Origin of the sequence: Priestia megaterium (assembly GCF_023824195.1) — a bacterium.
Taxonomy (GTDB): Bacteria; Bacillota; Bacilli; order Bacillales; family Bacillaceae_H; genus Priestia; species Priestia megaterium_D.
Genome location: NZ_CP085442.1, coordinates 639,052 through 664,826, shown reverse-complemented (window position 1 = coordinate 664,826; position 25,775 = coordinate 639,052). Strand labels below are relative to the sequence as shown.

25 protein-coding genes are annotated in these 25,775 nt (G+C 39.0%); 10 read left to right on the top strand and 15 right to left on the bottom strand.

Features of this window, described 5'->3' with window-relative positions; all coding sequences use genetic code 11:
• The first annotated feature begins 20 nt into the window (after positions 1–20).
• Positions 21–914: a helix-turn-helix domain-containing protein gene (locus tag LIS78_RS03525; RefSeq protein WP_013081740.1), complete on the top strand. Its 894-nt coding sequence runs from the start codon at positions 21–23 to the stop codon at positions 912–914.
• Between the two features lie 28 nt (positions 915–942).
• Here LIS78_RS03525 and LIS78_RS03520 read toward each other — a convergent pair whose 3' ends face one another.
• The 11 genes from LIS78_RS03520 to argC form a co-directional block, all read right to left on the bottom strand.
• Complete coding sequence (locus LIS78_RS03520) at positions 943–1,194, bottom strand: hypothetical protein (protein ID WP_014461601.1); 252 nt, start codon at positions 1,192–1,194, stop codon at positions 943–945.
• Between the two features lie 199 nt (positions 1,195–1,393).
• Positions 1,394–3,997 carry an ATP-dependent chaperone ClpB gene (gene clpB / locus LIS78_RS03515; RefSeq protein WP_252284651.1) on the bottom strand — a complete coding sequence of 868 codons (2,604 nt, stop codon included), beginning with the start codon at positions 3,995–3,997 and terminating at the stop codon, positions 1,394–1,396.
• A gap of 114 nt (positions 3,998–4,111) precedes the next feature.
• Positions 4,112–4,291 carry a YjzC family protein gene (locus LIS78_RS03510; RefSeq protein ID WP_013055394.1) on the bottom strand — a complete coding sequence of 60 codons (180 nt, stop codon included), beginning with the start codon at positions 4,289–4,291 and terminating at the stop codon, positions 4,112–4,114.
• Positions 4,292–4,420: 129 nt separating this feature from the next.
• Positions 4,421–5,065, bottom strand: a complete 645-nt coding sequence (locus LIS78_RS03505) for an SDR family oxidoreductase (RefSeq protein WP_195781201.1) — start codon at positions 5,063–5,065, stop codon at positions 4,421–4,423.
• Between the two features lie 103 nt (positions 5,066–5,168).
• Positions 5,169–6,119: an ornithine carbamoyltransferase gene (argF, locus tag LIS78_RS03500; protein ID WP_195781202.1), complete on the bottom strand. Its 951-nt coding sequence runs from the start codon at positions 6,117–6,119 to the stop codon at positions 5,169–5,171.
• Entirely contained in the window at positions 6,116–9,226 is a 3,111-nt protein-coding gene (gene carB / locus LIS78_RS03495; protein WP_252284650.1) for a carbamoyl-phosphate synthase (glutamine-hydrolyzing) large subunit, read from the bottom strand. The genes argF and carB overlap by 4 nt, the downstream gene beginning before the upstream one ends.
• The gene (locus tag LIS78_RS03490; protein WP_195781204.1) at positions 9,219–10,292 is read right to left on the bottom strand and encodes a carbamoyl phosphate synthase small subunit; all 1,074 of its coding nucleotides are present in this window, start codon (positions 10,290–10,292) and stop codon (positions 9,219–9,221) included. Before LIS78_RS03490 ends, carB begins: the two co-directional genes overlap by 8 nt.
• Before the next feature lie 70 nt (positions 10,293–10,362).
• Entirely contained in the window at positions 10,363–11,517 is a 1,155-nt protein-coding gene (gene argD, locus LIS78_RS03485; RefSeq protein ID WP_252284649.1) for an acetylornithine transaminase, read from the bottom strand.
• The gene (gene argB / locus LIS78_RS03480; RefSeq protein WP_252284648.1) at positions 11,483–12,307 is read right to left on the bottom strand and encodes an acetylglutamate kinase; all 825 of its coding nucleotides are present in this window, start codon (positions 12,305–12,307) and stop codon (positions 11,483–11,485) included. The genes argD and argB overlap by 35 nt, the downstream gene beginning before the upstream one ends.
• A 12-nt stretch (positions 12,308–12,319) precedes the next feature.
• Positions 12,320–13,555, bottom strand: coding sequence for a bifunctional ornithine acetyltransferase/N-acetylglutamate synthase (gene argJ / locus LIS78_RS03475; RefSeq protein ID WP_209150960.1), 1,236 nt, complete (start codon positions 13,553–13,555; stop codon positions 12,320–12,322).
• 45 nt (positions 13,556–13,600) lie between these two features.
• Positions 13,601–14,644 (bottom strand): N-acetyl-gamma-glutamyl-phosphate reductase, encoded by a 1,044-nt coding sequence (argC, locus tag LIS78_RS03470; RefSeq protein WP_209150959.1) that lies wholly within the window; start codon positions 14,642–14,644, stop codon positions 13,601–13,603.
• Between the two features lie 349 nt (positions 14,645–14,993).
• Between argC and LIS78_RS03465 the strand changes: the two genes are divergently transcribed.
• On the top strand, positions 14,994–15,692 hold the full coding sequence (locus LIS78_RS03465; RefSeq protein WP_053486823.1) for a Crp/Fnr family transcriptional regulator: 699 nt from the start codon (positions 14,994–14,996) through the stop codon (positions 15,690–15,692).
• A 29-nt stretch (positions 15,693–15,721) separates the two neighbouring features.
• Here LIS78_RS03465 and LIS78_RS03460 read toward each other — a convergent pair whose 3' ends face one another.
• The gene (locus LIS78_RS03460; protein ID WP_013081729.1) at positions 15,722–16,030 is read right to left on the bottom strand and encodes a metal-sulfur cluster assembly factor; all 309 of its coding nucleotides are present in this window, start codon (positions 16,028–16,030) and stop codon (positions 15,722–15,724) included.
• 237 nt (positions 16,031–16,267) lie between these two features.
• Here LIS78_RS03460 and LIS78_RS03455 point away from each other — a divergent pair, with 237 nt between their 5' ends.
• From LIS78_RS03455 to LIS78_RS03445, 3 genes are all read left to right on the top strand, one after another.
• Positions 16,268–17,080: a Cof-type HAD-IIB family hydrolase gene (locus tag LIS78_RS03455; protein WP_116076811.1), complete on the top strand. Its 813-nt coding sequence runs from the start codon at positions 16,268–16,270 to the stop codon at positions 17,078–17,080.
• Between the two features lie 121 nt (positions 17,081–17,201).
• Positions 17,202–17,351 (top strand): hypothetical protein, encoded by a 150-nt coding sequence (locus LIS78_RS03450; RefSeq protein ID WP_013081728.1) that lies wholly within the window; start codon positions 17,202–17,204, stop codon positions 17,349–17,351.
• 3 nt (positions 17,352–17,354) lie between these two features.
• A complete protein-coding gene (locus tag LIS78_RS03445; protein ID WP_252284647.1) occupies positions 17,355–17,981 on the top strand; it encodes a DUF3813 family protein in 627 nt (208 codons plus the stop codon).
• A gap of 36 nt (positions 17,982–18,017) precedes the next feature.
• On the opposite strand, the gene LIS78_RS03440 is transcribed toward LIS78_RS03445, so the two are convergent.
• A complete protein-coding gene (locus LIS78_RS03440) occupies positions 18,018–18,857 on the bottom strand; it encodes a YitT family protein (protein WP_025749916.1) in 840 nt (279 codons plus the stop codon).
• A 256-nt stretch (positions 18,858–19,113) separates the two neighbouring features.
• On the opposite strand from LIS78_RS03440, the gene LIS78_RS03435 reads away from it, so the two are divergent.
• Together LIS78_RS03435 and LIS78_RS03430 are read left to right on the top strand one after the other, a co-directional pair.
• Positions 19,114–19,974 carry a DegV family protein gene (locus LIS78_RS03435; RefSeq protein WP_029324708.1) on the top strand — a complete coding sequence of 287 codons (861 nt, stop codon included), beginning with the start codon at positions 19,114–19,116 and terminating at the stop codon, positions 19,972–19,974.
• A gap of 52 nt (positions 19,975–20,026) precedes the next feature.
• Complete coding sequence (locus tag LIS78_RS03430) at positions 20,027–20,158, top strand: DUF3941 domain-containing protein (RefSeq protein ID WP_013055378.1); 132 nt, start codon at positions 20,027–20,029, stop codon at positions 20,156–20,158.
• A 34-nt stretch (positions 20,159–20,192) separates the two neighbouring features.
• On the opposite strand, the gene LIS78_RS03425 is transcribed toward LIS78_RS03430, so the two are convergent.
• The gene (locus tag LIS78_RS03425; RefSeq protein WP_013055377.1) at positions 20,193–21,056 is read right to left on the bottom strand and encodes a CvfB family protein; all 864 of its coding nucleotides are present in this window, start codon (positions 21,054–21,056) and stop codon (positions 20,193–20,195) included.
• 255 nt (positions 21,057–21,311) lie between these two features.
• On the opposite strand from LIS78_RS03425, the gene LIS78_RS03420 reads away from it, so the two are divergent.
• The 3 genes from LIS78_RS03420 to LIS78_RS03410 all read left to right on the top strand — a co-directional run bounded on the left by LIS78_RS03420 (position 21,312) and on the right by LIS78_RS03410 (position 24,324).
• Entirely contained in the window at positions 21,312–21,803 is a 492-nt protein-coding gene (locus LIS78_RS03420; protein WP_013055376.1) for a YajQ family cyclic di-GMP-binding protein, read from the top strand.
• A 140-nt stretch (positions 21,804–21,943) separates the two neighbouring features.
• Positions 21,944–22,807 carry an SDR family oxidoreductase gene (locus LIS78_RS03415; RefSeq protein ID WP_209150957.1) on the top strand — a complete coding sequence of 288 codons (864 nt, stop codon included), beginning with the start codon at positions 21,944–21,946 and terminating at the stop codon, positions 22,805–22,807.
• 104 nt (positions 22,808–22,911) lie between these two features.
• Positions 22,912–24,324 (top strand): sigma-54 interaction domain-containing protein, encoded by a 1,413-nt coding sequence (locus tag LIS78_RS03410; RefSeq protein ID WP_209150956.1) that lies wholly within the window; start codon positions 22,912–22,914, stop codon positions 24,322–24,324.
• A 27-nt stretch (positions 24,325–24,351) separates the two neighbouring features.
• Here the strand turns inward: LIS78_RS03410 and LIS78_RS03405 are convergent, their stop codons facing one another.
• On the bottom strand, positions 24,352–25,770 hold the full coding sequence (locus LIS78_RS03405) for an amino acid permease (protein WP_252284646.1): 1,419 nt from the start codon (positions 25,768–25,770) through the stop codon (positions 24,352–24,354).
• Positions 25,771–25,775: the final 5 nt, after the last annotated feature.

Here is a 25,775-nt window from a genome sequence, read left to right as displayed (position 1 = left end):
TTCAAAAAGAAGGTGAAAATTTGCTCTCACATTTCCAAGCTCAAGAATATTCAACGTACGCATACAGGTTTTTAGAATCCCGCACAAACGAAGTTGCGCAGCTATGGTCGGTTGGGTGGGATGAAGTTTTCTCTCCCCTTTATAACTGGAGCGGAAATCAGCGAAAAGACGTAGGGAAATATATTTTTCAATACACGGTTTCTGGGTACGGGATGATTGAAATAGATGGACAAGAATATAAAGTGGATGCTGGTAAAGCATTCATCGTCAATATACCTGGAAATTATCGCTATTACTTACCAAAGGAAAGTGAAAACTGGGAGTTTATTTTTCTTACATTATACGGAGATGAAGTACAAAAATGCTGGGATTATATTCAGTCAACCCACTCCCCTGTAATTAGGTTTCATCCTGAATCAGCACCTGTTCAGCTGCTTGCTCAAATATATAAGCGGGCAAGTGAAAAACATATAGCAGATCCATTTCATGCCTCAAGCTTATCTTACCGCTTTGTAATGGAGCTGTATCAATATATTAAAAGCATGGACAGTTTTACAGAAGATTGGCCTGAAAGTATCATTAGCTCTATTTTATTTGCCCGTAATCATTATCATGAAGAAATCGGTCCGGATGAAATGGCAGATGCAGCTCATTTATCACGCTATCATTTTAGCCGGTTATTCAAACAAACAACTGGGATTACTCCGATTCAATATTTAACGAAGCTTCGCATTCAAAAAGCGGCCGAGCTATTGCATCAAACCAAGTATTCAATCGAAGAAATTGCTGAAAACGTCGGCTATGCAAATGCCAATTATTTAACAAAAGTATTTCGCAAAACAACCAATATGACACCCGGGCAGTATCGAAAAAGTGATGCATCCATTGATGAGCACTTTGCATTGCCAAAATAAAAACGACTTCCATAAAAGGAAGTCGTTTTTATTTTTTATCGGGAATTTCTACTACCACAGAACCTTTTTCGTAAATAAAAGTCAATTTTTTACCCGGGATAATCATATTTTCTAAAATATCTCGTGCAGCTTGAAGTGCAAACTCTGTCCGTTCTGCCTTTTCCTGCACTTCTTCATTTTCAGCTTGAAGATCATTTTTATCCAGCGCTCTTATTTTAGTTAATGCCTGATCTATAAAATCGTATGCTTCGTCATATATAAGCTCTATACGGTCCTTCATGTGCTCATTCATGCTCCTTTGCCCATTTTGTATTATCATAAATGAATTAGATATATTCTACAACCTAAAACTGTATAAGTTTTTACGCTTAGCTCTCACGTATTTTCTTTCATTTCTTTTTATTTATTTTAAAAAGAGAGCTGCTTTTAATAGCAAAAAAAGACCATTCAATTTATCATGAATGGCCTTTTTAGAAAACTTATACGCTGACAACAAACTCATCATCTTTTACATCAACTGTCACTTGACTATAATCTTCAATTTGCCCTGCAATTAATTCTCTGGCAATTTTTGTTTCAATATATTTTTGAATAAACCTTTTTAAAGGGCGAGCTCCGTATACCGGATCAAACCCGGAGGCTGCAATATAATTTTTTGCTTCTTCTGTTAACGTTAACGAAATATGACGATCGGATAAACGCTTTTCAAGCTGAAGCAATAGCTTATCAATAATCCCTTTTGCTTCATGAACAGTTAGCGGTTTGAATAAAATCGTGTCGTCTACTCGATTTAAGAATTCTGGGCGAAAATGCTGTCTTAATTGAGCCATCACTTGCTCTCTGGCTTTTTCAGTAATCTCGCCTTCACTTGTTAAACCGTCTAATAAAAATTGAGAACCGATATTCGACGTCATAATAATGACTGTATTTTTAAAATCAATGACTTTTCCTTTTGAATCTGTTGCTCTTCCATCATCTAGTATTTGAAGGAGCACATTAAATACTTCGGGATGGGCTTTTTCAATTTCATCCAACAAAACGACTGAATAAGGCTTGCGTCTCACCGCTTCTGTTAGCTGGCCGCCTTCTTCATATCCTACATAGCCAGGAGGCGCTCCTATAAGCCTAGAGACCGCATGCTTTTCCATGTACTCAGACATATCAATACGAACCATTTGTTCTTCACTGTCAAATAAAGAATGTGCCAACGTTTTGGCTAGCTCCGTTTTTCCTACTCCGGTAGGTCCTAGGAAAATAAATGATCCAATCGGACGGTTCGGGTCTTTAATGCCTGCCCGTGCGCGAATCACAGCATCCGTCACTAAGGATACGGCTTCGTCTTGTCCAATCACACGCTGCTGTAAAATTGACTCAAGCTTCAACAGCTTTTCTCTTTCCCCTTCAACTAGTTTTGATACCGGAATTCCCGTCCATCTTCCTACAATTTCAGCAATTTCTTCTTCTGTTACTTCTTCTCTTAACAAACGGTTTTCTTGTGCTTTTTCAGCAGCTGTTTCTTCCAGCTGTTTTAGTTCTTTTTCAAGAGCTGGAATGCGTCCATGGCGAAGTTCAGCTGCTTTATTTAAATCATATTTCCCTTCAGCTTCTTCTAGGTCTCGCTTCGCTTTTTCAAGCTGCTCCCGGACATCTTGCACCGTTTGAATCGACTGCTTTTCTTTTTCCCACTGCAGCTTCATTGTATCTGCACGTTCTTTTAAATCAGAGACTTCTTTTCGAATTGCCTCTAACCTTGTGATGCTTGCTTGATCTGTTTCTTTACTTAATGCCGCTTCTTCAATTTCAAGCTGCATGACACGTCGTGTTACTTCATCTAATTCTGATGGCATCGAATCAATTTCTGTTCGAATGGTTGCGCATGCTTCATCAATCAAATCAATTGCTTTATCAGGTAAAAAGCGATCTGAGATATAACGATCAGACATAACCGCTGCTGAAACAATCGCTCGGTCATGAATGTTTACACCGTGATGAATTTCAAATCGTTCTTTTAAACCACGTAAAATAGAGATTGTATCTTCTACTGAAGGTTCTTCAACCAGCACCTGTTGAAAACGTCTTTCAAGCGCTGGATCTTTTTCAATATACTGACGGTACTCATCAAGAGTTGTAGCTCCTATACAGTGAAGTTCTCCTCTAGCAAGCATTGGTTTTAAAATATTCCCTGCATCCATCGCTCCGTCCGTACGGCCTGCTCCAACGATTGTATGAAGCTCGTCAATGAATAAAAGAATTTGACCGTTGCTTTTCTTAACTTCTTGAAGAACAGCTTTTAAACGCTCTTCAAATTCTCCCCTGAACTTCGCTCCTGCTACTAAAGCTCCCATATCTAATGAAAAGATGGTTTTATCTTTTAATCCTTCAGGCACATCTCGACGAACAATCCGCTGTGCTAGACCTTCAACAATCGCTGTTTTACCAACGCCAGGTTCTCCGATCAAAACTGGATTGTTTTTTGTTTTTCGCGATAAAATGCGGATAACGCGGCGAATTTCTCCGTCTCGTCCAATGACTGGATCAATGTTCCCTGCTCGTACTTCTGCTACTAAGTCTCTTCCATATTTAGCTAACGCTTCATATGTGACTTCCGGATTTTGACTTGTAATCCGCTGATTTCCTCGAAGGCTGGTAAGCACATCTTGCAGAGCCTTTTTTGTGATACCGTGACTTGAAAATAACTTGCCATATTCACTAGAAGACGGTTCCTGTGCTAATGCTAAAAAGATGTGCTCAACTGAAACATAATCATCTTGCAGACGAGATGCTTCTTCTTGAGCTTTAACAAACAGCTGCTGAAGTTTATTCGTAATATAAACCTTCCCTGCTTCAGCACCACTTCCTGTAACGGCTGGTTTTTTCGCAAGCAATTGATTTACCTGCTGCTGAAAAGATTGATGATCTATATGTAAATGATCTAATATGCGAGGAGCAATACCATCTTGCTGATGAATGAGCGTATAAAGCAAATGAGCAATATCCACTTCCTGCTGATTTCGTTTAATAGCTTCGGACTGCGCTTCCATCACGCCTTCTTGCAATTTTTGGGTCATTTTATTTATATCCATTGAACATCCTCCTTCGATACATTTGACCTTTATTGACCTTTATTTCATTATACCCAGCAATAGGAAAACAAGTAAAGCCATTCAATTTAGAATGGCTTCTTTATTTTTTACTATTTAAGGCTTGCGCATGTACGTCCAGTGGCGATCATCGTTGGCCGTCTCTGGAAAACGCTCTCCTGCTTTTAATTTAACCTTTTGAGGATTATTTACGTTGCTTCCTGTTTCACCAATTTCAATATACACTCCGTTATTAGGAGCTTTTTGACCCGGTGTGAAATGACGATTTTGTCCCATTGTCCTGCCTCCTCATTCCTGAAATGAAATGTTCTCCTATACTATTCCCTTAAGATTTCTGTTTCATAATGGAGATGTTTTCATATTAGGCAGAGAAAAAGAGCAGACCTTTAGATCCGCCCTTTTATATTAATGAGTAAATTTAATAGCTTGTTCGATTTCAGTTTCTCCAGCTAACATTTCAAACATTTTTCCTATCGTAGCTTCTTCGTTTAGACATTCTACAAGCACGGTTGCTACATCTGCTCGGGGAATTGTCTGAGATTTATCTTGAATATCATTATTGATATCAATTTTCCCAGTAGCTTGATCATTCGATAAAGTTCCTGGTCGTACAATTGTATACTGTAGATTAGACTGCTTTAGGTATTCATCCGCTATCGCTTTAGCACGGAGGTAAAGCTGTAAGCCTTCTGGTCCTTGTTCAGGTGCGTCTGTTCCCATTGAACTTAACATAACAAAACGCTTTACACCTTGGTTTTTTGCTTCATCAATGATATTTTTAGCACCATTTTGATCTACAGCGATTGTCTTTTCGTCTCCGGTATGTCCTCCAGAACCTGCTGCAAATATGACAGCGTCCATACCTCTTAAAGCATCTGAAACATCTTGCTCCAAGTCAGCAAGCACAACGTTGGCACCTAGCTTCTTTAACGCGTCTGCTTGCTTTTCGTCGCGAATCATCGCATAAGCTTCGTGCTGTTTGCTGTTTGCAACTTTTTCTACCACTTGTTTTCCCGTTGTTCCGTTTGCTCCAACAACTAATACTTTCATCATAAATCACCTTTCGTTCTGTTTAGTATACAATGGGTGTTCCCTCAATTAATTCCCTTTAAACAAAAAACCCCTTCTGATATTCTCAGAAAGGGTTTTTCTCTTAAGCTAAAATGGCTTGCAGCAAAGCTTTTTGTACATGCATACGATTTCCAGCCTGCTGAAAGACAACAGAATTTGGTCCGTCAATAATGCTTGCTGTTACTTCTTCTTCACGATGCGCAGGCAAACAGTGCAGAAATAAATAGTCTGACTTAGCATAAGCAACTAGTTCTTCATTTACTTGATAAGGAGCAAATATTTTCAAGCGCTGCTGTGCTTCTTCTTCCTGTCCCATACTTGTCCATACGTCTGCATAAATAGCATCAGCATTTTTTACAGCCTCTACAGGATCTTTTGTAATCGTAATCTTCGCACCTGTTGTAGCAGCTATTTCATTAACATAAGCTGTTACAAAGTCTTTTGGCTCATAACCATCAGGGCATCCAATTGAAATATCTATCCCCATTTTTGCACATGCAATCATTAACGAATGCGCTACATTATTTCCGTCTCCAACATAAGCTACTTTTAGCCCTTCAAATGATTTCTTGTGCTCGTAAATCGTTAATAAATCAGCTAGAGCCTGACAAGGATGATAATCATCTGTCAAACCATTAATAACGGGAATGGATGCGTAATCTGCAAGCTCTTCGATCTTGCTATGTTCAAACGTACGAATCATTATAGCATCGATGAATTCAGATAGTACGCGTGCTGTATCAGCAATCGTTTCTCCGCGTCCAATCTGTAAATCTTGGCTGCTTAAAAAGAGGGCGTTTCCTCCAAGCTGCATCATTCCTGCTTCAAATGAGACTCTTGTTCTTGTTGAAGATTTTTCAAAAATGAGCCCCAGCGTTTTTCCTTTTAACGATGTTACGATTTCACCATTTTTATGCTTTTCTTTCAGCTCGATGGCGCTCTCCAAAAGTGACATAATATCGTCTGATGATAAATCTTTAAGCGTAAGCAAATCTTTTCCTTTTAAATTGGTATTTACCGATACCGTACTCATGATACTGTCACTTCCTTTTTAGTTTTTTGAAACCATTCTTGTAGTGATGAAACCTGATATTCATCGACTTGGAACGATTGGAAAAATAGCGAAGCCGTTTCTGCCTCCGTCATGACCATCAAACCGTGTTTTAATGCTGACATACGGCTTTCTTTATCTTCAGGCTGTAAGCTTACGTATAATAAAGCTTCTTTCGTTTTCACCCATTCACTAACTTCTTTACCTTTAACAAGAGTTAAGCCCGCGCTTTGCACAAGTGCTTCAAGACCTTGCGCTTCTCCGTTGATATACACTTCCGCGGCACCTTTTTTACTTAACACATACTGATGGAATACTTTTTTTGCTGCTTCTTCAATCGTTGAAGAAATCGCAATTCCTTCACCAGTTGACTTCATTTCTGGTCCAACAAGAGGATCGACTCCTGATAATTTACTTGTCGAAAATACTGGAAACTTAATGGTTGTGTAAGCTGGATCTGGCAATAAACCTAGCTTTTCACTAATTTCCGACAATGATTTCCCAAGCAATATTTGAGTTGATATCGAAACAAGCGGTGTGTTGCACACTTTGCTTACTACAGGCACTGTACGGCTGGCACGCGGATTAACTTCCAGCATGTAGACTTCATCGTTATAAATAACATATTGGATATTCATAATCCCTTTATATTGAAGTTTGTTTACAATTTTTTGAGCGTAGCTCACCATTTTTTCTTTATGTGCTTTTTCTACTGTTTTTGCTGGTAAAAGCGCATAGCTGTCTCCTGAATGAACGCCGGCTTTTTCAATATGTTCAACGATTGTCGGAATCAACACATCTTTTCCATCTGCTACAACATCAATTTCTGCTTCTTTTCCAGGTAAGTAAGCATCAATAAGCATTGGAAAATGGGAGGCTTTAATAGCCGGTAAACAAGCCTGCAGCTCCGTTTCGTTTTGAATTGTCAGCATTCCTTTTCCGCCAATCACGTAAGAAGGACGAATAAGTAATGGGAAGCCCATATCTTTTGCTTTTTGTACAAGTTCTTGCTCATCTTTTGCCATTTCACCTGGGATATGCGGAATATCACAGTCATCTAAGAGCTTATAAAACAGGTCACGATCTTCAAGTGCATCAATGACATCATTTGTAATACCTAATAAATTAACGCCAGCTTCTTCTAGACCTTTAACAAGCGAAATAGCCGTTTGACCTCCGTATTGAACAATTACATCCGTCACATTTTCAGCATCAAGAACATTTAATACATCTTCTACTGTTACAGGTTCAAAATATAAGCGGTCTGCTACTTCAAAGTCCGTACTTACCGTTTCTGGATTGTTGTTAATTAAAATCGTTTCGTACCCTTCTTTTTCAAGAGCAAGCACACCGTGTACAGAGCTGTAGTCAAATTCTACTCCTTGCCCGATACGAATTGGTCCGGAACCGATAATAGCAACTTTTTTATTTGTTGATGGTTCAATTTCGCTCTCCCCGTAATAACTGGAATAGAAATAAGCCGTAGAAGATTCAAACTCCGCTGCACATGTATCCACCATTTTATAACTCGGCGTAATATGTAGTGCTTTACGTTTCGCTCTTACGTCAAGCTCCGGCACATGCCATACGTGTGCTAGATAAGCATCTGTAAACCCATGCTCCTTCACTTGCTTGAATTGTTCAGCTGTAATGGAATCAAAACGTACTTCCTTCAAAGAGGCTTCCATTTTAATCAACTGTGTAAAGTGTGTTAAATAGAAATAATCAATTTGCGTTACTTCATGAATATACTCAGGTGTTGTGCCGCGGCGTAAAAGCTCAAAGATAACAAAAATACGCTCATCGCTCTGTTCGCCAAGCTTGCTTTTTAATTCATCCGTTGAAAGTTCTTGCAGCTCTTCTACTTCTAATCCCTGTAAGTCAATTTCTAAAGAAGACAATGCTTTTTGGAAGCTACGTGTAAAGTTACGGTCAATAGCCATTACTTCTCCAGTTGCTTTCATTTGTGTACCAAGCGTTCTCTCAGCGTAGAAAAACTTGTCAAACGGCCATCTTGGAAATTTCACTACTACATAGTCAAGAGCTGGTTCAAAGCTTGCATATGTGTCTCCTGTCACAGGATTTAATAACTCATGAAGCGTGTAGCCTACCGATAGCTTTGCAGCAATTTTAGCAATCGGATAGCCAGTTGCTTTTGATGCAAGAGCAGACGAACGGCTCACACGTGGATTTACTTCAATTAAATAGTATTGCTTGCTTTTTGGATCAAGCGCAAACTGAATGTTGCAACCCCCAATAATGCCAAGCGATGAAATAATTTTAACTGAAGCAGAACGAAGCATTTGATATTCCACGTCTGTTAACGTTTGAGAAGGCGCAACAACTACCGAATCTCCAGTATGAACACCTACCGGATCAATGTTTTCCATATTACAAATGGTAATGCACGTATTGTTTACGTCACGCATAACCTCGTACTCAACTTCTTTAAATCCGGCGATACTTTTTTCAATTAAGCATTGAGTAATAGCACTTTCACGCAAACCTGACGCCGAAAGTTTTTCAAGCTCTTCCATAGAATGAGCAATTCCTCCGCCCGTTCCGCCTAACGTATAAGCCGGACGTACAATAACAGGAAAACCAATTTTCTTGGCAAAAGCTAACGCTTCTTCTACTTTTGTGACAACTTCACTTTCCGGCACCGGTTCATTCAGTTCATTCATCAATGCGCGGAACTCTTCACGGCTTTCACCTTTTTTGATTGATTCAATCGGTGTTCCTAAAAGTTTCACATCGTATTTTGGTAAAATGTTCTGTTCGTGAAGCTCAAGAGCTAAGTTTAAACCCGTCTGTCCGCCTAATGTGGCTAACAAACCATCCGGCTTTTCTTTTGCAATAATTTTCTCTACGCAGTCTACTGTTAATGGTTCAAAATAGATTCGATCTGCTACGTGAGTGTCTGTCATAATCGTAGCTGGATTATTATTGATTAAGATAACTTCATAACCTTCTTCTTTTAATGACAAGCATGCCTGAGTTCCTGAATAATCAAATTCTGCTGCTTGCCCAATTACGATTGGTCCTGATCCGATTACTAAAATCTTTTTTAACGTTTGGTCTTTAGGCATATACTTTTCCGCTCCCTACTTGCTGTACTTTCGTCATAAATTCATCAAAGATATACGTGCTGTCACTTGGTCCAGGATGTGCTTCTGGATGATATTGAACCGACATAACAGGAAGATCTTTATGCATTAAACCTTCAACCGATCCGTCATTCACATTTTTAAACCGAACGCTTAAAGGCGTAGACGCAATCGTCTGTTCGTCTACTACATAGCTATGGTTTTGAGACGTCATACACACTTTGTTAGTCGTTAAATCAATTACAGGCTGATTAGCTCCTCGGTGACCGAACGCCAGCTTTTTGGTTTGTGCTCCAAAAGCGAGCCCAATTAACTGATGGCCAAAGCAAATTCCCAAAGTTGGATAAGCTGAAATAATTTCTTTTAATTCATCCAGCTGACTGCTCACTTGAGTTGGATCTCCAGGTCCGTTTGATAAGACAATGCCATCCGGCTGCAGCTCTTTTACTTTTGAAGGGCTTGTAGAATAAGGAACAACCGTTACTTTGCACTCTCGATTTAACAGCTCTTGTAAAATTGATTTTTTATAGCCAAAGTCCATTAATACAACGTGTTTCTCACCGTTACCATAAGTAACAGGTTCTTTTGTTGATACTTCTTTTACTACATATCCATCGCATTCAGCAGTAAACGCTGGCGGCTCAGCAGATGCCGAAAAGGCAGATTGCATCGTACCTTCTTTTCGAATTCGTTTTACGACCGCTCTCGTATCCACATGTGTAATAAGCGGAATGTTCCATTTCTTTAAATATTGTTTAAAGCTGTACATCGCTTCGTAATGGAACCCTTCATCTGAACATTCGTATACGACAACGCCTGCTACGTGAGGCTTTTTGCTCTCATAATCTTTTTCATTGATACCATAGTTCCCAATCAAAGGGTACGTAAAGACGATAATTTGATCTTTGTAAGATGGATCAGTCACAACTTCTTGATAACCAGTCATTCCAGTAAAGAAAACAATTTCTCCTTCTGCCTGGTGCGTTGCTGTATGTTCAATGTGTCCGGCAAACGAATCGCCGTTTGCTAAGTGTAAATATCCGTTCATTGTGCATCCCTCTTCGAATAATTATTTATAAAACAGAATTTTTATACAAACATATTCAAAAAAATTTGTATTATGAAGTAATTTTTGTTTGGCTAAACGCTTCTTCAATGATATGAATCGCTTGGTCCAACTCTTCTCTGGTTACAGTTAAAGGCGGCAGCAATCGTACTACATGCGGTCCTGCTCCCAGTGCTAGCAACCCTTTTTCACGCATAGCTGCAAGCAATGCCGACTGATGTTCTCCGCATTCAATTCCAATCATAAAACCTTTTCCGCGAACATCCGTTACAAATGAATAATCTGCTACGCTATTTTTCAAAGCATTGGTAAAATAAAGGCTTTTTTCTGTAACCTCTGCCAAAAATGCTTCATTAAAAATAATGTTTAAGGTTGCTTTGGCTGAAGCTAATGCAATTGGGTTTCCTCCAAAGGTTGTTCCGTGAGTACCAGGTCCAAACGCTTCTTTGAGATAGCCTTTTCCAATCATCGCACCAACCGGCATTCCGCTTCCTAACCCTTTGGCTGCTGTAATAATATCTGGTGACAGGTTAAAATGCTGATAAGCGAACGGTTTTCCTGTTCTGCCGATTCCAGTTTGCACTTCATCGACTATAAACAGTGCTTCGTGCTTTTTACACAGCTCTTGAATGGTTAATAAAAATGCTTCGGTTCCTGGAACCACTCCGCCTTCTCCTTGAATGACTTCAACCATAATTGCTGCTACGCTGTCATCCATTTCCTGTTTTAATGCTTCTTCATCATTGTATGGCACATAAACAAACTCATTAACAAGAGGACCGAAGCCATCATGAATTTTTGCCTGCCCTGTAGCTGTCATTGTAGCAAATGTACGTCCATGAAATGATTTTGTAAACGTAATGATTTTATGTTTTTGCGTGTACTTGCGCGCTAATTTAATCGCCGCTTCGTTGGCTTCTGCACCGCTGTTACAAAAAAATACTGCATCACCATTTGAATGTTCCACAAGCTTACCTGCTACGTCTTCTTGAATCGATTGATGAAATAAATTTGACACGTGCCATACTTTATTTAACTGCTCTTCGACCGCTTTTTGAACATCAGGATGACGATGACCTACGTTACAAACAGCGATACCTGAAATAAAATCTAAATACTCATTTCCTTTGTTATCTATTAATTTTGTTCCTTGCGCCTCTTCCACATGAATATCAAACCGTTGATATGTTGGAAACAATGCACTCATCGCTACCTTCTCCACCTTTTCCACTATATTTAATTGCTGTACCAATCATCTTTCCTTCCTTGTCTAAAAATCCGTCAATTCCGCTAATAATATGAACTTCTTCAAGTAAAGGAGATAACGCATTTACCGCTGATGTCACTTTCGGAATCATTCCGCCGTAAATTACTTTTTTTTCAATAAGTCCATCAATCTCTGACTTTGTAAGTTCAGGAAGCAATGTTCCATCCTTTAGCACTCCTTTTACATCCGTTACAAACATCAGCTTTTCAGCATTTACTGCTTGTGCAACGGCTCCGGCTGCCACGTCAGCGTTAATATTATAGCTATTACCTTCTTCATCTGCTCCAATGGAAGAAATAACTGGAATATACTGACTGTCAGTTAGTTGTTTTAATAATGTATCGTTTACGCCTTTTACTTCTCCAACGTAACCTAGACGTTCCACATCAATAGCCTCTGCTTTAAGCAATAATCCATCAATTCCTGATAGTCCTACCGCTTTTAAATTCGCTTTTTGTAGATCTTTTACAAGCTGCTTATTAACCTTGCCTGCTAATACCATAGTCACAACTTCTAATGCTTCTTTGGACGTTTTTCGAAGCCCATCTACAAATTCCGTTTCAATGTGAAGTTTGGTAAGCGTATCTTGAATATCAGGCCCGCCTCCGTGCACAACAATGATCTGATATCCACTCGCTTTTAACTGCTGAATACTTTCAAAAAAAGCGCTTTTTAACTGATTGACAATGCTGCCTCCGCATTTTACAACGACGATTTTTTCATTGCTCATTTCACTCTCTCCTTACGTTCGATAACTGGCGTTGATTTTGACATAATCGTAAGTCAAATCGCAGCCCCACGCCTTGCCAATTCCACTTCCCTGCTGCAAGTCAACATAGACTTCGACCGTATCATTTTCTAAATAAGCCTTTGCTTCTTCTTCACTAAATGAAACAGGCTGACTGTTTTCTAACATCTGGATATTGCCTAACGAAACATTCACTGTTTCTGGATTAAGCGCTACTCCGCTGTACCCAACTGAACAAATAATTCGTCCCCAATTAGCATCGGCTCCATACATTGCCGTTTTCACTAGGTTCGAGCCCACAATTTGTTTAGCAATCACATTTGCTTCTTCGTTTGTATGAGCACCAGATACGTTTACTTCAATTAGTTTTGTTGCTCCTTCACCGTCGCGTGCAATTTGTTTGGCTAAATCTTCACACGTCAAGCGCAGTGCTTCATAAAACGAATTCCATTCAGGATGAACTGGTGTAAGCGATTTGTGATCAGCTTTGCCATTTGCTAAAACAACGACCATATCGTTGGTTGACGTATCACCATCCACTGTAATTTGATTAAAGCTTTTATTTGTAATAGAACCCAGCGCATCTTGTAGCACTGAAGCTTCAACTTTAGCATCCGTTGTTATAAAGCTAAGCATCGTAGCCATATTTGGGTGAATCATGCCTGATCCTTTCGCTGTGCCGCCAATTGTAACCGTTTTGCCGTCAATTTTTGTTTCATAGCAAGCTGACTTCATCACTGTATCTGTTGTTAAAATAGCCGTTTGAAATTCTTCTGCTTTTTCTTTGTTCGACGAAGGACTTAATAACCCAATGCCTTTCACGATTTTTTCCATATCTAGAAGCTCTCCAATTACACCTGTAGAAGCTACCGCTACATGATGAGGTAGGATATTAAGCTTTTCTGCACATGTATTTCGCATTTGGTATGCATCTTTTAATCCTTGTTCTCCAGTACATGCATTTGCACATGCGCTGTTCACAACGATCGCTTGCAGCTTCTGCTCCACCGCTACACTTTCTTTTGTAACAGCTAAAGGCGCTGCTTGAAAGGCATTAAGCGTGTAAACAGCTGCGCAATTAGCTGGCACATCGCTTACAATAACTCCTAAATCTTTTTTAGCATAACGTAAACCAGCGTGAACGCCATCTGCTGAAAAACCTAGCGGCGTTACAATCGTACCGTTCTCTATTTTCTTTATCTTTTCTTTCGTTTGTTTAACCGTAATCACTATACGTTCCCTCCTGCTTTTATCGTGATTAGTGATGCTGTGTTTTTATGGGAAGACAGGCAGTAGTCCAATACCCGTTTGCTGTTCAAATCCCATCATGATATTGGCATTTTGAATGGCCTGACCGGCTGCCCCTTTAACTAAGTTATCAATGACAGAAACAATCGTGACACGCTTTGTTCGTTCGTCAAATGCAATACCAATATCGCAATAATTTGATGCACTTACTTCTTTAGTAGACGGAAATTCACCAGCTTTTCGAACGCGAACGAACGGGGAGTTTTGATATGTACCTACATATAGCTGATGAAGCTCTTGTACTGAGCTCTCTTCAGAAAGTTCAGCGTATATCGTACTCATAATCCCCCGCGTCATTGGAACTAAGTGCGTACTGAACGTAACATAGCCAATTTCCTCATCCCACTTTTCTAAAATAGATTCGATTTCTGGGATATGCTGATGTTGATTAACTTTGTATATTTTCATATTTTCATTGATTTCAGCGTAATGAGCCATTTGCGAAAGACCGCGTCCTGCTCCTGAAATTCCGGACTTTGCATCAATGATAATAGAGTTTGATTTCACCATTTGTTTACTAACAAGGGGAGCTAGCCCAAGCAGTGTAGCTGTTGGATAACAACCCGGGTTCGCAACGAACGTACTGCTTTCGACTTCGTCTGCAAACCATTCTGATAATCCATACACAGACTGTTGTAAAAACGCTTCGGCTGCAGCAGGCTTTTTGTACCATTTTTCATAAAGCGTTTCTGTTTTTAATCTAAAATCTCCAGATAGATCTACCACTTTTATTCCTTCTTCTATTAATTGAGGTACAAGTTTGCTAGAAACACCGGACGGAGTTGCTGTAAACACTAAATCTAATTCTTCAGCCATGTTCTTAGGGTTTATATCTTGCAGTGTATATACAGTATTAGAAAGGTGAGGATAAACTTCTGCTAGTTCCATCCCATCCTGGGAGGATGAATAAACTGCATAAACATGAAAATGTGGGTGATTCGCTAACAAACGAATCAGTTCTACTCCTCCATACCCTGTTGCTCCAACAATTCCTACCTTATATTCTTTCATTTTAAAACTCCTTTTCCACGTATCTATTGAATTATTTATCATTATAATACCGTATAAAAATAAAATCAAATGAATATTTAAAAAATCCAACACTTTATTCTATATTTTTAAACATTTTTATTTATTCATAAGTTTTTATTTTTATAACTACCTTTCTATTTTTGTTTAGAAATTGTTCACAGATAGTTTTGGAAAACACTGGTTGTTTTTGTGTATAATGAGAATATCGATAAAAATCATCCGTATGATTTTTTTCATACGGCTAGTGGACGTACAGCATATACAGACTGTTCTAACTTAATAGATTAATAAGTAACAGTCGCAAAAATTTTAATTAAAAGGTGATAACATGATGAACATCACAACGGATTCTTTTTCAAATGAGCTGCAGCAATTTTTTATGAACTTTGATCATAAAATTTCGTTTAAAAAAGGTGACTTTCTCTTTCAAGAAGGTTCGACTTCAACTCATTTATTTTTTATTACGTCAGGGGCCGTGCAAGTAGGTAAAGTGACGCCGGAAGGACGCGAGCTGACGCTTCAGCTGGCGAGTTCAGGAGACTTAGTCGGGGAAGTCATGCTGTTTTGCGGATCTACTCCCCATATGCTTCAAGCAAAAGCTATTGAACCTTGTACGGCAATCAGTATTCAAAAACGGGTGTTAGAAAACGAACTAGCACAATACCCTGCTCTTTCTATGGAGTACATGAAGTGGATGGGACTACAAATTAAGCGAATGCAGACAAAATTTAGAGACTTGATTCTAAATGGAAAAAAAGGAGCTCTCTATTCCACTCTTATTCGCATGTCCAATAGTTTTGGGGTAATGAAGCCAAATGGTATTTTATTAAACGTAACTTTGACCAATCAAGAAATCGCTAATCTATGCGGAACATCCCGAGAAGTGGTCAATCGCATGCTCGCTGAGTTGCGAAAAAATGAAGTAATTTCAATGGCAGATGGAAAAATTATCATTCATAAGCTCTCTTTCTTAAAGAAAGAAATAGACTGCGAGGACTGCCCTGTAGAATTGTGCAGAATTGAATAAGAAAAAAGCCATCGTTGATGGCTTTTTTCTTATTGAACACCTAATGCAATTTTAGCGTAGCGCGTCATGCGATCTTTATCCCATGGCGGATTAAATGTGATATTCACTTCTACATTTTCTACTTCTTCAAGCGAAATTAATTGTTTTTTCACTTGTTCGCCAATCACACCAGCTAGCGGGCAGCCGATGGAAGTTAACGTCATCGTAACGATGACCGTGTTGTTCTCTTCCATTTCTACACCGTACACTAAGCCTAAATTTACGATATCAACGCCAAGCTCTGGATCAATCACTTCTTCTAGTGATTCCATGATTTTATCTTCTAACTGTTTCTCCACATTCATTCTCCTTTCTTTTACTTCCGTAATTATCTTCACGTATTAAATATACCCTGAAGCAATTTATCATAAGCAATCAATAATAACTATGACTTACACCGTAACAAGACCGTTTTTACATGTCAATCGTTCTGCTTTTCTCATAAGGAAAAGTTGTGTAAAATATGGGAATAGAAGCATGAATATTGGTAGAATTCAATATAATCGTATAACTACTTCAATTTAAAAGGAGCCTATATGAGAAACGATCAGCACTTAATTGCATTAGATCTAGATGGAACATTATTAACGAATGAAAAAACCATTTCACCTAAAACAAAACGAGTATTAGAAAAAGCCAAACAAAAAGGCCATGTTGTGATGATTGCGACTGGAAGGCCATATCGTTCCAGTGCTATGTACTACAGCGAATTAGATTTATCCACGCCTATCGTAAACTTTAATGGAGCGCTTGTCCATCATCCCCTTCAGCCTAATTTTGGCACGCATCACGAACCTTTAAACCGAAACACTGTTCACGAGATTGTGACGGCTATGCAAGACTATCGCATCAACAACATCATGGCGGAAGTACAAGATGATGTGTATCTTCATTTTGAAGATCGAAAATTAATGGATGTACTTAGCCTAGGGGATCCTAAATTACAAACAGGTGATTTGCGACACACGCTGCAGCACGATCCAACGTCTATTTTAATTCATGCAGATGAAGAACATGTACAAGATATACGCTCTCACCTTTCAGATGTTCATGCAGAAGTACTAGAGCACAGACGCTGGGGAGCACCTTGGCATGTTGTTGAAATTGTAAAAAAAGGACTTAATAAAGCGGTAGGTCTTGAGCGCGTAGCTAATCATTATCAAATTCCACGCGAACGAATTATTGCGTTTGGAGATGAAGATAATGATTTTGAAATGATTAAATTTGCAGGTCACGGTATCGCCATGGAAAATGGTATTAGCGAATTAAAACAGCTAGCGCGTGAAGTAACAAAATCGAATGAAAATGATGGTATTGCTTATTATTTGGAAAAAACGTTAAATTTATAACTTAGCTTTTTTTGAAAAGCAAGGTAAATTTTTATCGCTATCATTTTTTTTATTTAGCACACACTATAACCGACACTTCTTAAGGTGTCGGTTTTATTTATATTACGAGGAGGAATTTATGATGGGCAGAGGCAATCGATCAAAACGTTTTGTGAAACAAGGTGCAGACGCAGTTCAAAAACATGATGAACGAATTCCTTATCATATGACTATGGCGGAGGCAGAAGCATTTCAAGCTCAGCAGCGCCAAACTCCTCATGGAGGACAGTAACTTATGAAAAATTCACTTTTTGGCCAAGTAAAAGATGCGATTCGAAATGCAGTATCCGGCCATTCAGAAGATCAGCTTCACCGTCAAAAGCACAGCAATGGTGAGCTTGATATTTCAGAAGGCGTATTAAATAGTATTGCTTCTAACGCTTCTCCAGAGGAGCAAGAACAGCTGAAGCAATTCCAAAATTCATTACATCAAGCGTATGATACAGATGGAGAATCACATTCACAAGAGAAAAGCGCAGATATTACGTCGGATACGCTGTCTCATATCGTTCAGAATGCTTCTCCAGAAGAGAAGGCTCAGCTAGAACAGCTTCAAAACACTTTAGAAGGCGGTCATTCTCACGATCACGGTGAAGCTCACACGTCCAGTGAGAGCGTTGCAGCTGATATATTGTCTCATGCACAGCAAAATGCTTCACCTGAAGAACAAAATCAGCTTCAGCAGCTTCAGAATACATTGGGAGCTGCTGGTCAAAATCAGCAGCCCTCTCAGGCTCATACGTCTGCAGCTTCTGATGAAAACATTGCAGCTGATATGCTATCTCATGCGCAGCAAAATGCTTCACCTGAAGAACAAGCTCAGCTTCAAGAGCTTTCTAAGGACTTAAAAGGTACACATTAATACAAAGGGTCCAGGTAATTAATACCTGGACCTTTTTTAATCCTTGCGAAATAAACCAAAGATTCCCGTTGTCTGAACGATATTGGTAAATGCCTTAGGATCTACCTCTTTAATTACTCGTTCCAAGTCAAATAATTCATATCTAGTCAAAACAATCATTAGCATTTCTTTATCTTCGTTTGTAAAGCCGCCTTTAGCCGGTACCGCCGTAATCCCTCGCACGAGTTTGGCGTGAATTGCCTTTCTTAGCTCCACTCCTTTTTTCGTTACGATCATTGCTGTGAGTTTGACATGACGCGTATGAATAACATCAATGACGCGAGTGGTCGTATAAAGCGTCACAAGCGTATAGAGTGACTTCTCAGCACCATATAAAAGACCTGCTAGCACGATAATAATTGCATTTAATATGAACATATAAGTGCCAATTGGTCGGTCTTTTACTCGAGACAAAATCAGGGCAATAATATCGAGCCCACCAGTTGAAGCTCCAAATTTTAACGTAATTCCTACCCCTACCGCTAAAATAACGCCTCCAAAAACTGCGTTAAGGATGATGTCTTTAGAAAGTGCTTGAATAGGAATAATTCCAAGAAACAAAGTTGTTGCAGCAACGCTGATAAAGCTGTAAACAGTAAATGACTTCCCAACTTTTTTCCACCCTAAAATAGTTACAGGAATATTTAACAACAACAGCAGCACTCCAGTGGAAATAGTAAAAGGGGTGTAATCTGTCACGATACTCGAAACAAGCTGCGCTACTCCTGTAAAGCCGCTCGAATATACATTAGCAGGTATCAAAAACAAGTTGAGCGCAAGCGCATTCAATAATGCTCCTACCAAGACGACTATCGCTTTTTTTGTTTCAAGCCACATATTCAAATGACCGACCTCCGCTTTTTTAAAACTTCTTACTCTCCTATACCCATTTATAAAATGAATAAAGTCAGCATCTTTAAAATAGTTAGTACATATAGTATGTACGATTTGGCAGAATTAAAAAAACTTATTCAAAAATTGTATTTTCCTCAAAGTGCTTATACACTAATACTATGTCGTATATAACGCTTCTCAATGTTTATACATCAAATTCATTTAATATTTTATAAATGCAATTAGGAAGGTGACATTTATGTCAATTAAACTTTTAACCGATAGTGCAAGCGATTTGCCTTTATCCTTTTTTCAAGAAAATAACGTTGGTTTTTTACCGCTTCGCGTAAGCCTGGATAATCAAGAATTTTTAGATCTACAAACGATTGAGCCAGCTTCTGTCTACGAAGCCATCCGTAAAGGCAAGATGCCAAAAACATCTCAAGCGGCTCCAACTACTATGTATGAAGTCTTTGAGGACATAGCTAAATCAGGTGATTCGTGCGTTTATTTAGCTTTTTCTTCAGAATTATCCGGTACATATCAAACAGCAATGATGATTCGAGAAGAACTCCTAGAAAAGTATCCCGATTTCCAATTAGAGATAATCGATACGAAATGTGCATCTCTTGGCCAGGGAGTAGTTACTTATTATGCAGCACAATTACTACAACAAAACCTCTCACTAGTAGAGATGACAGAAAAAATAAAACAATACGCGCTGCATATGGAACATATTTTTACGGTCGATGACTTAGATTTTCTTGCTCAAGGAGGACGCGTGAGCAAAGCTTCTGCTTTTGTAGGAGGTCTGCTTAATATTAAGCCGCTGCTTCATGTGGAAGATGGAAAATTGATTCCAATCGAAAAAATCCGCGGCCGTAAAAAAGTATTTAAGCGCATGCTTGATGTAATGGAAGAGCGAGGAAAAAACCTCTCTTCTCAAATCATTGGAATTAGCCATGGAGATGATTTAGAAACAGCTCTTCAGCTGAAAGAGATGATTCAAGAACGTTTTGGGACCAAACATTTTATTATTAATATTATTGGTGCAGCCATAGGTTCTCACTCTGGCCCAGGGACGATTGCAGTCTTCTTTTTGAACGAAACCATCGAATAATTTAAAGAGGTCAGGGCATTCTAAAGGTACGATCAAAAAGGGGTGTATCACAATGCCAAAAACGAGCGATAACGATAAAAAAGCAAAAGATAATAACGCAAAGCTTCACGAAAAGAATCTGCAAGCTAAGCATAACCGTGAGCTTGGAAAACATTCATTTTCTAAAAAAACTGATCACTTATAAAAAGAAGCCGCTGAATTTTCAGCGGCTTCTCCTTTTAGTTTTCTTCTTTTTTAAAATATGTCCATCCTTCTTCTTGATAAACTTTTCCTTCTTTCATCAGTTTACCAAGCGCACGTTTGAACGCAGCTTTACTCATATTAAAGCGCTCACGAATATCTTCCGGATAGCTTTTATCCCAAAATGGCATAACGCCACCGCGGCTTTCCATGTAATCGTATAGTACTTGTGCATCTTCATCCATGCTTTCTTGCTTGCGCGGAAGAAGCGATACGTTTAGCGTTCCGTCTTCTTTTACATTAATTACGCGGCCTGTTACATACGTACCAAGCTTTGGTTCTTTGCGTCTCTCGCTTTCATGAATAAATCCAACATATCCTTCATCTGTCATAATAAATGAACCTACGCGCAGTACGCGATAGATGTATCCGCTCACTTCACGATTAAAAAGTTCGGGCGGAGCATCTAATGCCATTGCTTTCATCACATCGTCTGTAGCAATTTTTCCGTACATCTTACCGCGCTTTGAAATCTTCATTGTACAGTAAACCTTGTTTCCGACTTCTGGCCACAGATCTTCTAGCGCAGGTAAGTCTGTTGAACCAATTAACATATCTTTGTTCATGCCGATATTTACAAACACGCCCAAACCTGGATTAACATCTACGACCTCGACCCACTCATAAACACCTTCTTCAACAAGAGGTAAGTGCATCGTTGCCGTTAAACGGTCATGCTGATCAAGGTATAGAAAAACTTCTACTTCTTCTCCTTCAGCAAGTTCTCTTGTTGTTTCATTTTTATGTAGCAAAATTTCTTCTTCACCTTCTGCTAACATATAACCAATCGGCGTTTCCCGGTTTACTGTTAAATACGCTTTCATCCCAGCTTCTACATTCATCGTTCTATCCATCCTTTATATAAATTAGTAGTGACTATTCCGTCACCACATACCTTCTCACTTTGCATCGAACAGCATTTTAAATTTCAAATCAACTTAAATGCATGCATTGTTTAAAAAAGCTGCTTCTATAGCTTACAACAAAAAGCATAACTTGTATTGTATCAATTACCGGCTCTCTATTCAATATCAGTTGTATACAGTTTGTGTTTTATTTATAATAAAAGAACAAACTCTTTACATATGGAGGTTATTATGGCTAAAGATAGTTCATTTGACATTGTGTCACAAGTCGATTTATCAGAGGTAACAAACGGCATTACCATGGCAACAAAAGAAATTAAAACCCGCTACGATTTTAAAGGTAGTAAAAGCGAAATCTCGCTTGAAAACGAAGAGCTTGTTCTTATTTCTGATGATGAATTTAAGCTTGAACAGTTAAAAGACGTACTGATCTCTAAGCTTATTAAACGCGGCGTACCTACACGCAATATCTCATATGGAAAAATTGAGAACGCCTCTGGAGGAACGGTTAGACAACGCGCCAAGCTAATTCAAGGTATCGACAAAGACAACGCTAAAAAGCTAAATACAATTATTAAAAATACTGGTTTAAAAGTAAAAAGCCAGATCCAAGATGATCAGCTTCGCGTAAGCGGTAAAAATCGTGATGACCTGCAGCAAATTATTTCAGCTATTCGCAGCGCTGATTTACCTATTGACGTACAATTTATTAATTACCGCTAAAAAAATGGATGCCCCGGCATTCATTTTTTCTTTTAAAGCCTTTTTTTATTCGTTCAGGCTTATTCCTATGCATAGATACACTTTCTTAACAAATACTAGTATACGCTTACATACTCATATTAATTAAGGAGTGTATACCAATGAATCAAAATCAAAAACAAAACTTCCTTCCTCAGCATCAGCAAACTCAGCCAGGTATTGAGAAAGATATGCATCCAATCCCTACCTCTATCGCTCCAGACTATAAGGCAAGCGGAAAATTACAGAACAAAGTAGCCATTATCACCGGAGGAGACAGCGGCATTGGACGTTCCGTCGCTTATCATTACGCTAAAGAAGGCGCAAATGTTGTCATAACCTATCTTAATGAACATGATGATGCAAATGAAACCAAAAAACAAGTTGAACGGATGGAAGCTTCTTGTTTATTGCTTGCTGGTGATATAGGAGATGAGCATTTTTGTCAAGAAGTCGTCTCAAAGGCCATTCAGACTTTCGGAAAAATAGACATCTTAGTCAATAATGCAGCTGAACAGCATCCTCAAAAAAGTATTACGGATATTACGACTGAACAGCTTACTCGTACGTTTCAAACGAATATTTTTTCAATTTTTCATCTCACCAAAGCTGCATTGCCTCATTTAAAACAAGGAAGCGCTATTATTAATACAACGTCTGTGACAGCTTACCATGGGCATGATCAGCTGATTGATTACTCTTCAACCAAAGGTGCTATCGTTGCTTTTACACGTTCTTTATCAGCTTCGCTCGCAACAAAAGGCATTCGCGTAAACGGCGTAGCTCCGGGACCCATTTGGACACCTCTTATTCCGTCTACGTTCGACGAACAGCAAGTTGCGACATTTGGGTCTAATACACCTATGAAACGGGCAGGACAGCCTTCTGAGCTCGGACCGGCCTATGTATACTTGGCAAGCTCTGATTCTTCTTATATGTCCGGGCAAGTTCTGCACATTAATGGGGGATCCATTGTAAACGGATAACATTTCTCTTCGGTCATTCATTTATTTTTATGTGGAAACACTATCAGAATTCAGTTATTTTTGTTTAAATAGAGATATGAACACCGCTAAAGGAGAGTATTTGAATGACCGATACATTAAGCACTCTTAAACATATATATGAAACCATTTTAAATAAAGTCGATGCCGGTATCCATGCGGTCGATGAAACAGGAAAAACTATTATTTATAATGAAAAGATGACAAAGATGGAGCTGATGGATGAACAAGACGTTTTACATAAAAACTTGTTAGATGTGTTTATGTTCAAAGAAAATCAGCAAAGCACACTTGTACAGGCGCTGCAAAAAGGAAAAGAAACGGTTAACGTCAAGCAAACGTATTTCAACAATCAAGGACAAGAAATCACGACGATTAATAATACCTTCCCTATTTTAAAAGACGGGGTCATTCAAGGAGCGGTTGAAATTGCTCAGGACGTGACGAAACTAGAGCGTCTAATCCGGCAAAACATTAGGCAAAAAGGAAATACACGCTTTACGTTTGATAGCATCATCGGAAACAGTCAAGCGGTTCACGATGTGATTGAAGACGCCAAGCGCGCTACTAGAACTCCTTCTTATGTCTTAATTATTGGAGAAACAGGCACGGGAAAAGAACTGTTTGCTCAAAGCATACATAATGGCAGCAGCCGCTCTTCTGCTCCTTTTATTTCACAAAACTGTGCTGCGCTACCGGATAATTTAATTGAAAGCCTTTTGTTCGGTACGAAACGCGGAGCTTTTACAGGTGCAATGGATAATCCTGGTCTTTTCGAACAAGCGCAAGGAGGCACATTACTGCTAGATGAAATCAACTCGTTAAACCCAAATCTTCAGGCTAAGCTTCTTCGAGTGCTGCAGGAAAAAACCGTACGAAGAATTGGGGATACAGTGGACAAACCGGTTAACGTTCGAGTGATCGCGAACATGAATGAAGATCCAATCGATGCAATTGCAGAAAACCGATTACGCAAAGACTTATATTATCGACTTGGCGTCGTGACGCTTTTTATTCCTCCTCTTCGTGAACGAAAAGAAGATATTATTGAATTAACAAAGTTTTTCATCAAAAAATACAATGATTTGTTTCAGATGAATGTAAAAACCGTAGATCACCAAGTCATGTCTTCTTTTCTCTCTTATGACTGGCCAGGGAACGTACGGGAATTAGAACACATTATTGAAGGTGCAATGAACTTGGTGATGGACGAAGATGTTATTCACTATTCTCACCTTCCTTTCCAATACAGAACGAAGTTCCAGCTAAAGCAGCATGAACATTTTGAAAATAAAGCAAGCAGTGACGCAACTTCTTATCCAAGCGCTTTTCACCCTTCTCTTCCTTTAAAGGAACAGCTGTTAGCGTTCGAAGCAGAATGTATTAAACAAACGCTTGAACAACACAGACACAACATCTCAAAAAGTGCTAAGATACTAGGGCTGACCAGACAAAGCTTGCAGTATCGTATGAAACGATTAAACATCCGCTCTAAATAAAAAAGAAGTGCACAGTGCACTTCTTTTTTATTTTGCTTTATAAACCGGTGAATCCGATTGTTTTTGATTAATATTTTTCTTGATTCCTACGTGATAATACACGTAGAGTACAATAATTAAAGGGACCCCGCAGTAAAGACCAATTCGTTGATCCGGAATAAAAATTAAGCTGATTAATACAAGTCCATACAAACAAAAACCTAGAATAGGAACGAACGGATAAAGCGGCGTTTTAAATTTCAATTCCTTTATGTCTCCTCCTTCCGCTAAAAAATGACGGCGGAACATAAATTGAGAGGCACAAATGGACATCCAAACAATAATGGTCACCATTCCTGAAATCGAAATAAACCAAAGATATACGGTTTCAGCAGCCACGACGCTTGTAATCAACGAGCACCCTGAAATAATCATTGTCACAATTAATGCGTTAATTGGAACACCTTTTGAAGATAATTTCTTCAAAGGTTTTGGCCCCATATTGCTGTTTGACAGTGACCAAAGCATACGAGAAGCAGCATAAACGCCGGAGTTCGCCACTGATAGAACGGCTGTTAAAATGACAAAGTTCATGATATCCGCTGCGTATGGAATGCCAATTTGATCTAATACGGCAACAAACGGACTTTCAATGACTCCTGCTGTTTTGTATGGCAGAATAGAGACTAAAACAAACATAGCTAACACAAAGAAAAACAGCGTTCTCCAAATGACATTTCGAATAGATCTCGGCAACGTTTTCTCAGGACTTTCACTTTCTCCTGCTGCAATGCCGACAAGCTCCGTTCCTTGAAACGAAAAGTTAACCGTTACTAAAGTCAATAGAACTGCCAGTATTCCATTTGGAAAAAGACCTGCGCCTTGCGTGAAATGCGAAAGAAACGGTGCGGGTTCTCCTCCCTTGAAGTCGATAAAACCAAAAACAGCAGCTCCTCCAATTAAAATAAATAGAATAATAGCCGTAACTTTAATACTCGAAAACCAAAACTCAGTTTCAGCATAGCTTCGAGCAGAAAGAGCGTTAATTAAAAATGTAATGACGCCAAAAATCAAGCACCATGACCATACAGGTACATCAGGAAACCATCTCTGCATTAAAATTCCTGCTGACGTAAATTCAAGCCCTGTCGTATTTGCCCAGCTGAACCAGTACAGCCATCCAATCATAAAGCCTGTAGAAGGTCCTAAAAACCTTGTAGCGTATTCTTGAAAGGAACCTGAAACCGGCATTGCTACCGCTAGCTCTCCTAAACAAAGCATAACTAAGTACATGAGGAAGCCGCCTATTATATATGCAAGAATGGCTCCTCCCGGCCCTGCCTGGCTAATAGTAAAACCCGAACCTAAAAATAGGCCTGTCCCAATCACGCCTCCTAACGCAATCATAAATAAATGTCTGCTTTTCATTGTTCTCTGTAATTGGTTTTGTTCTGTATGTCTATTCATCGGTA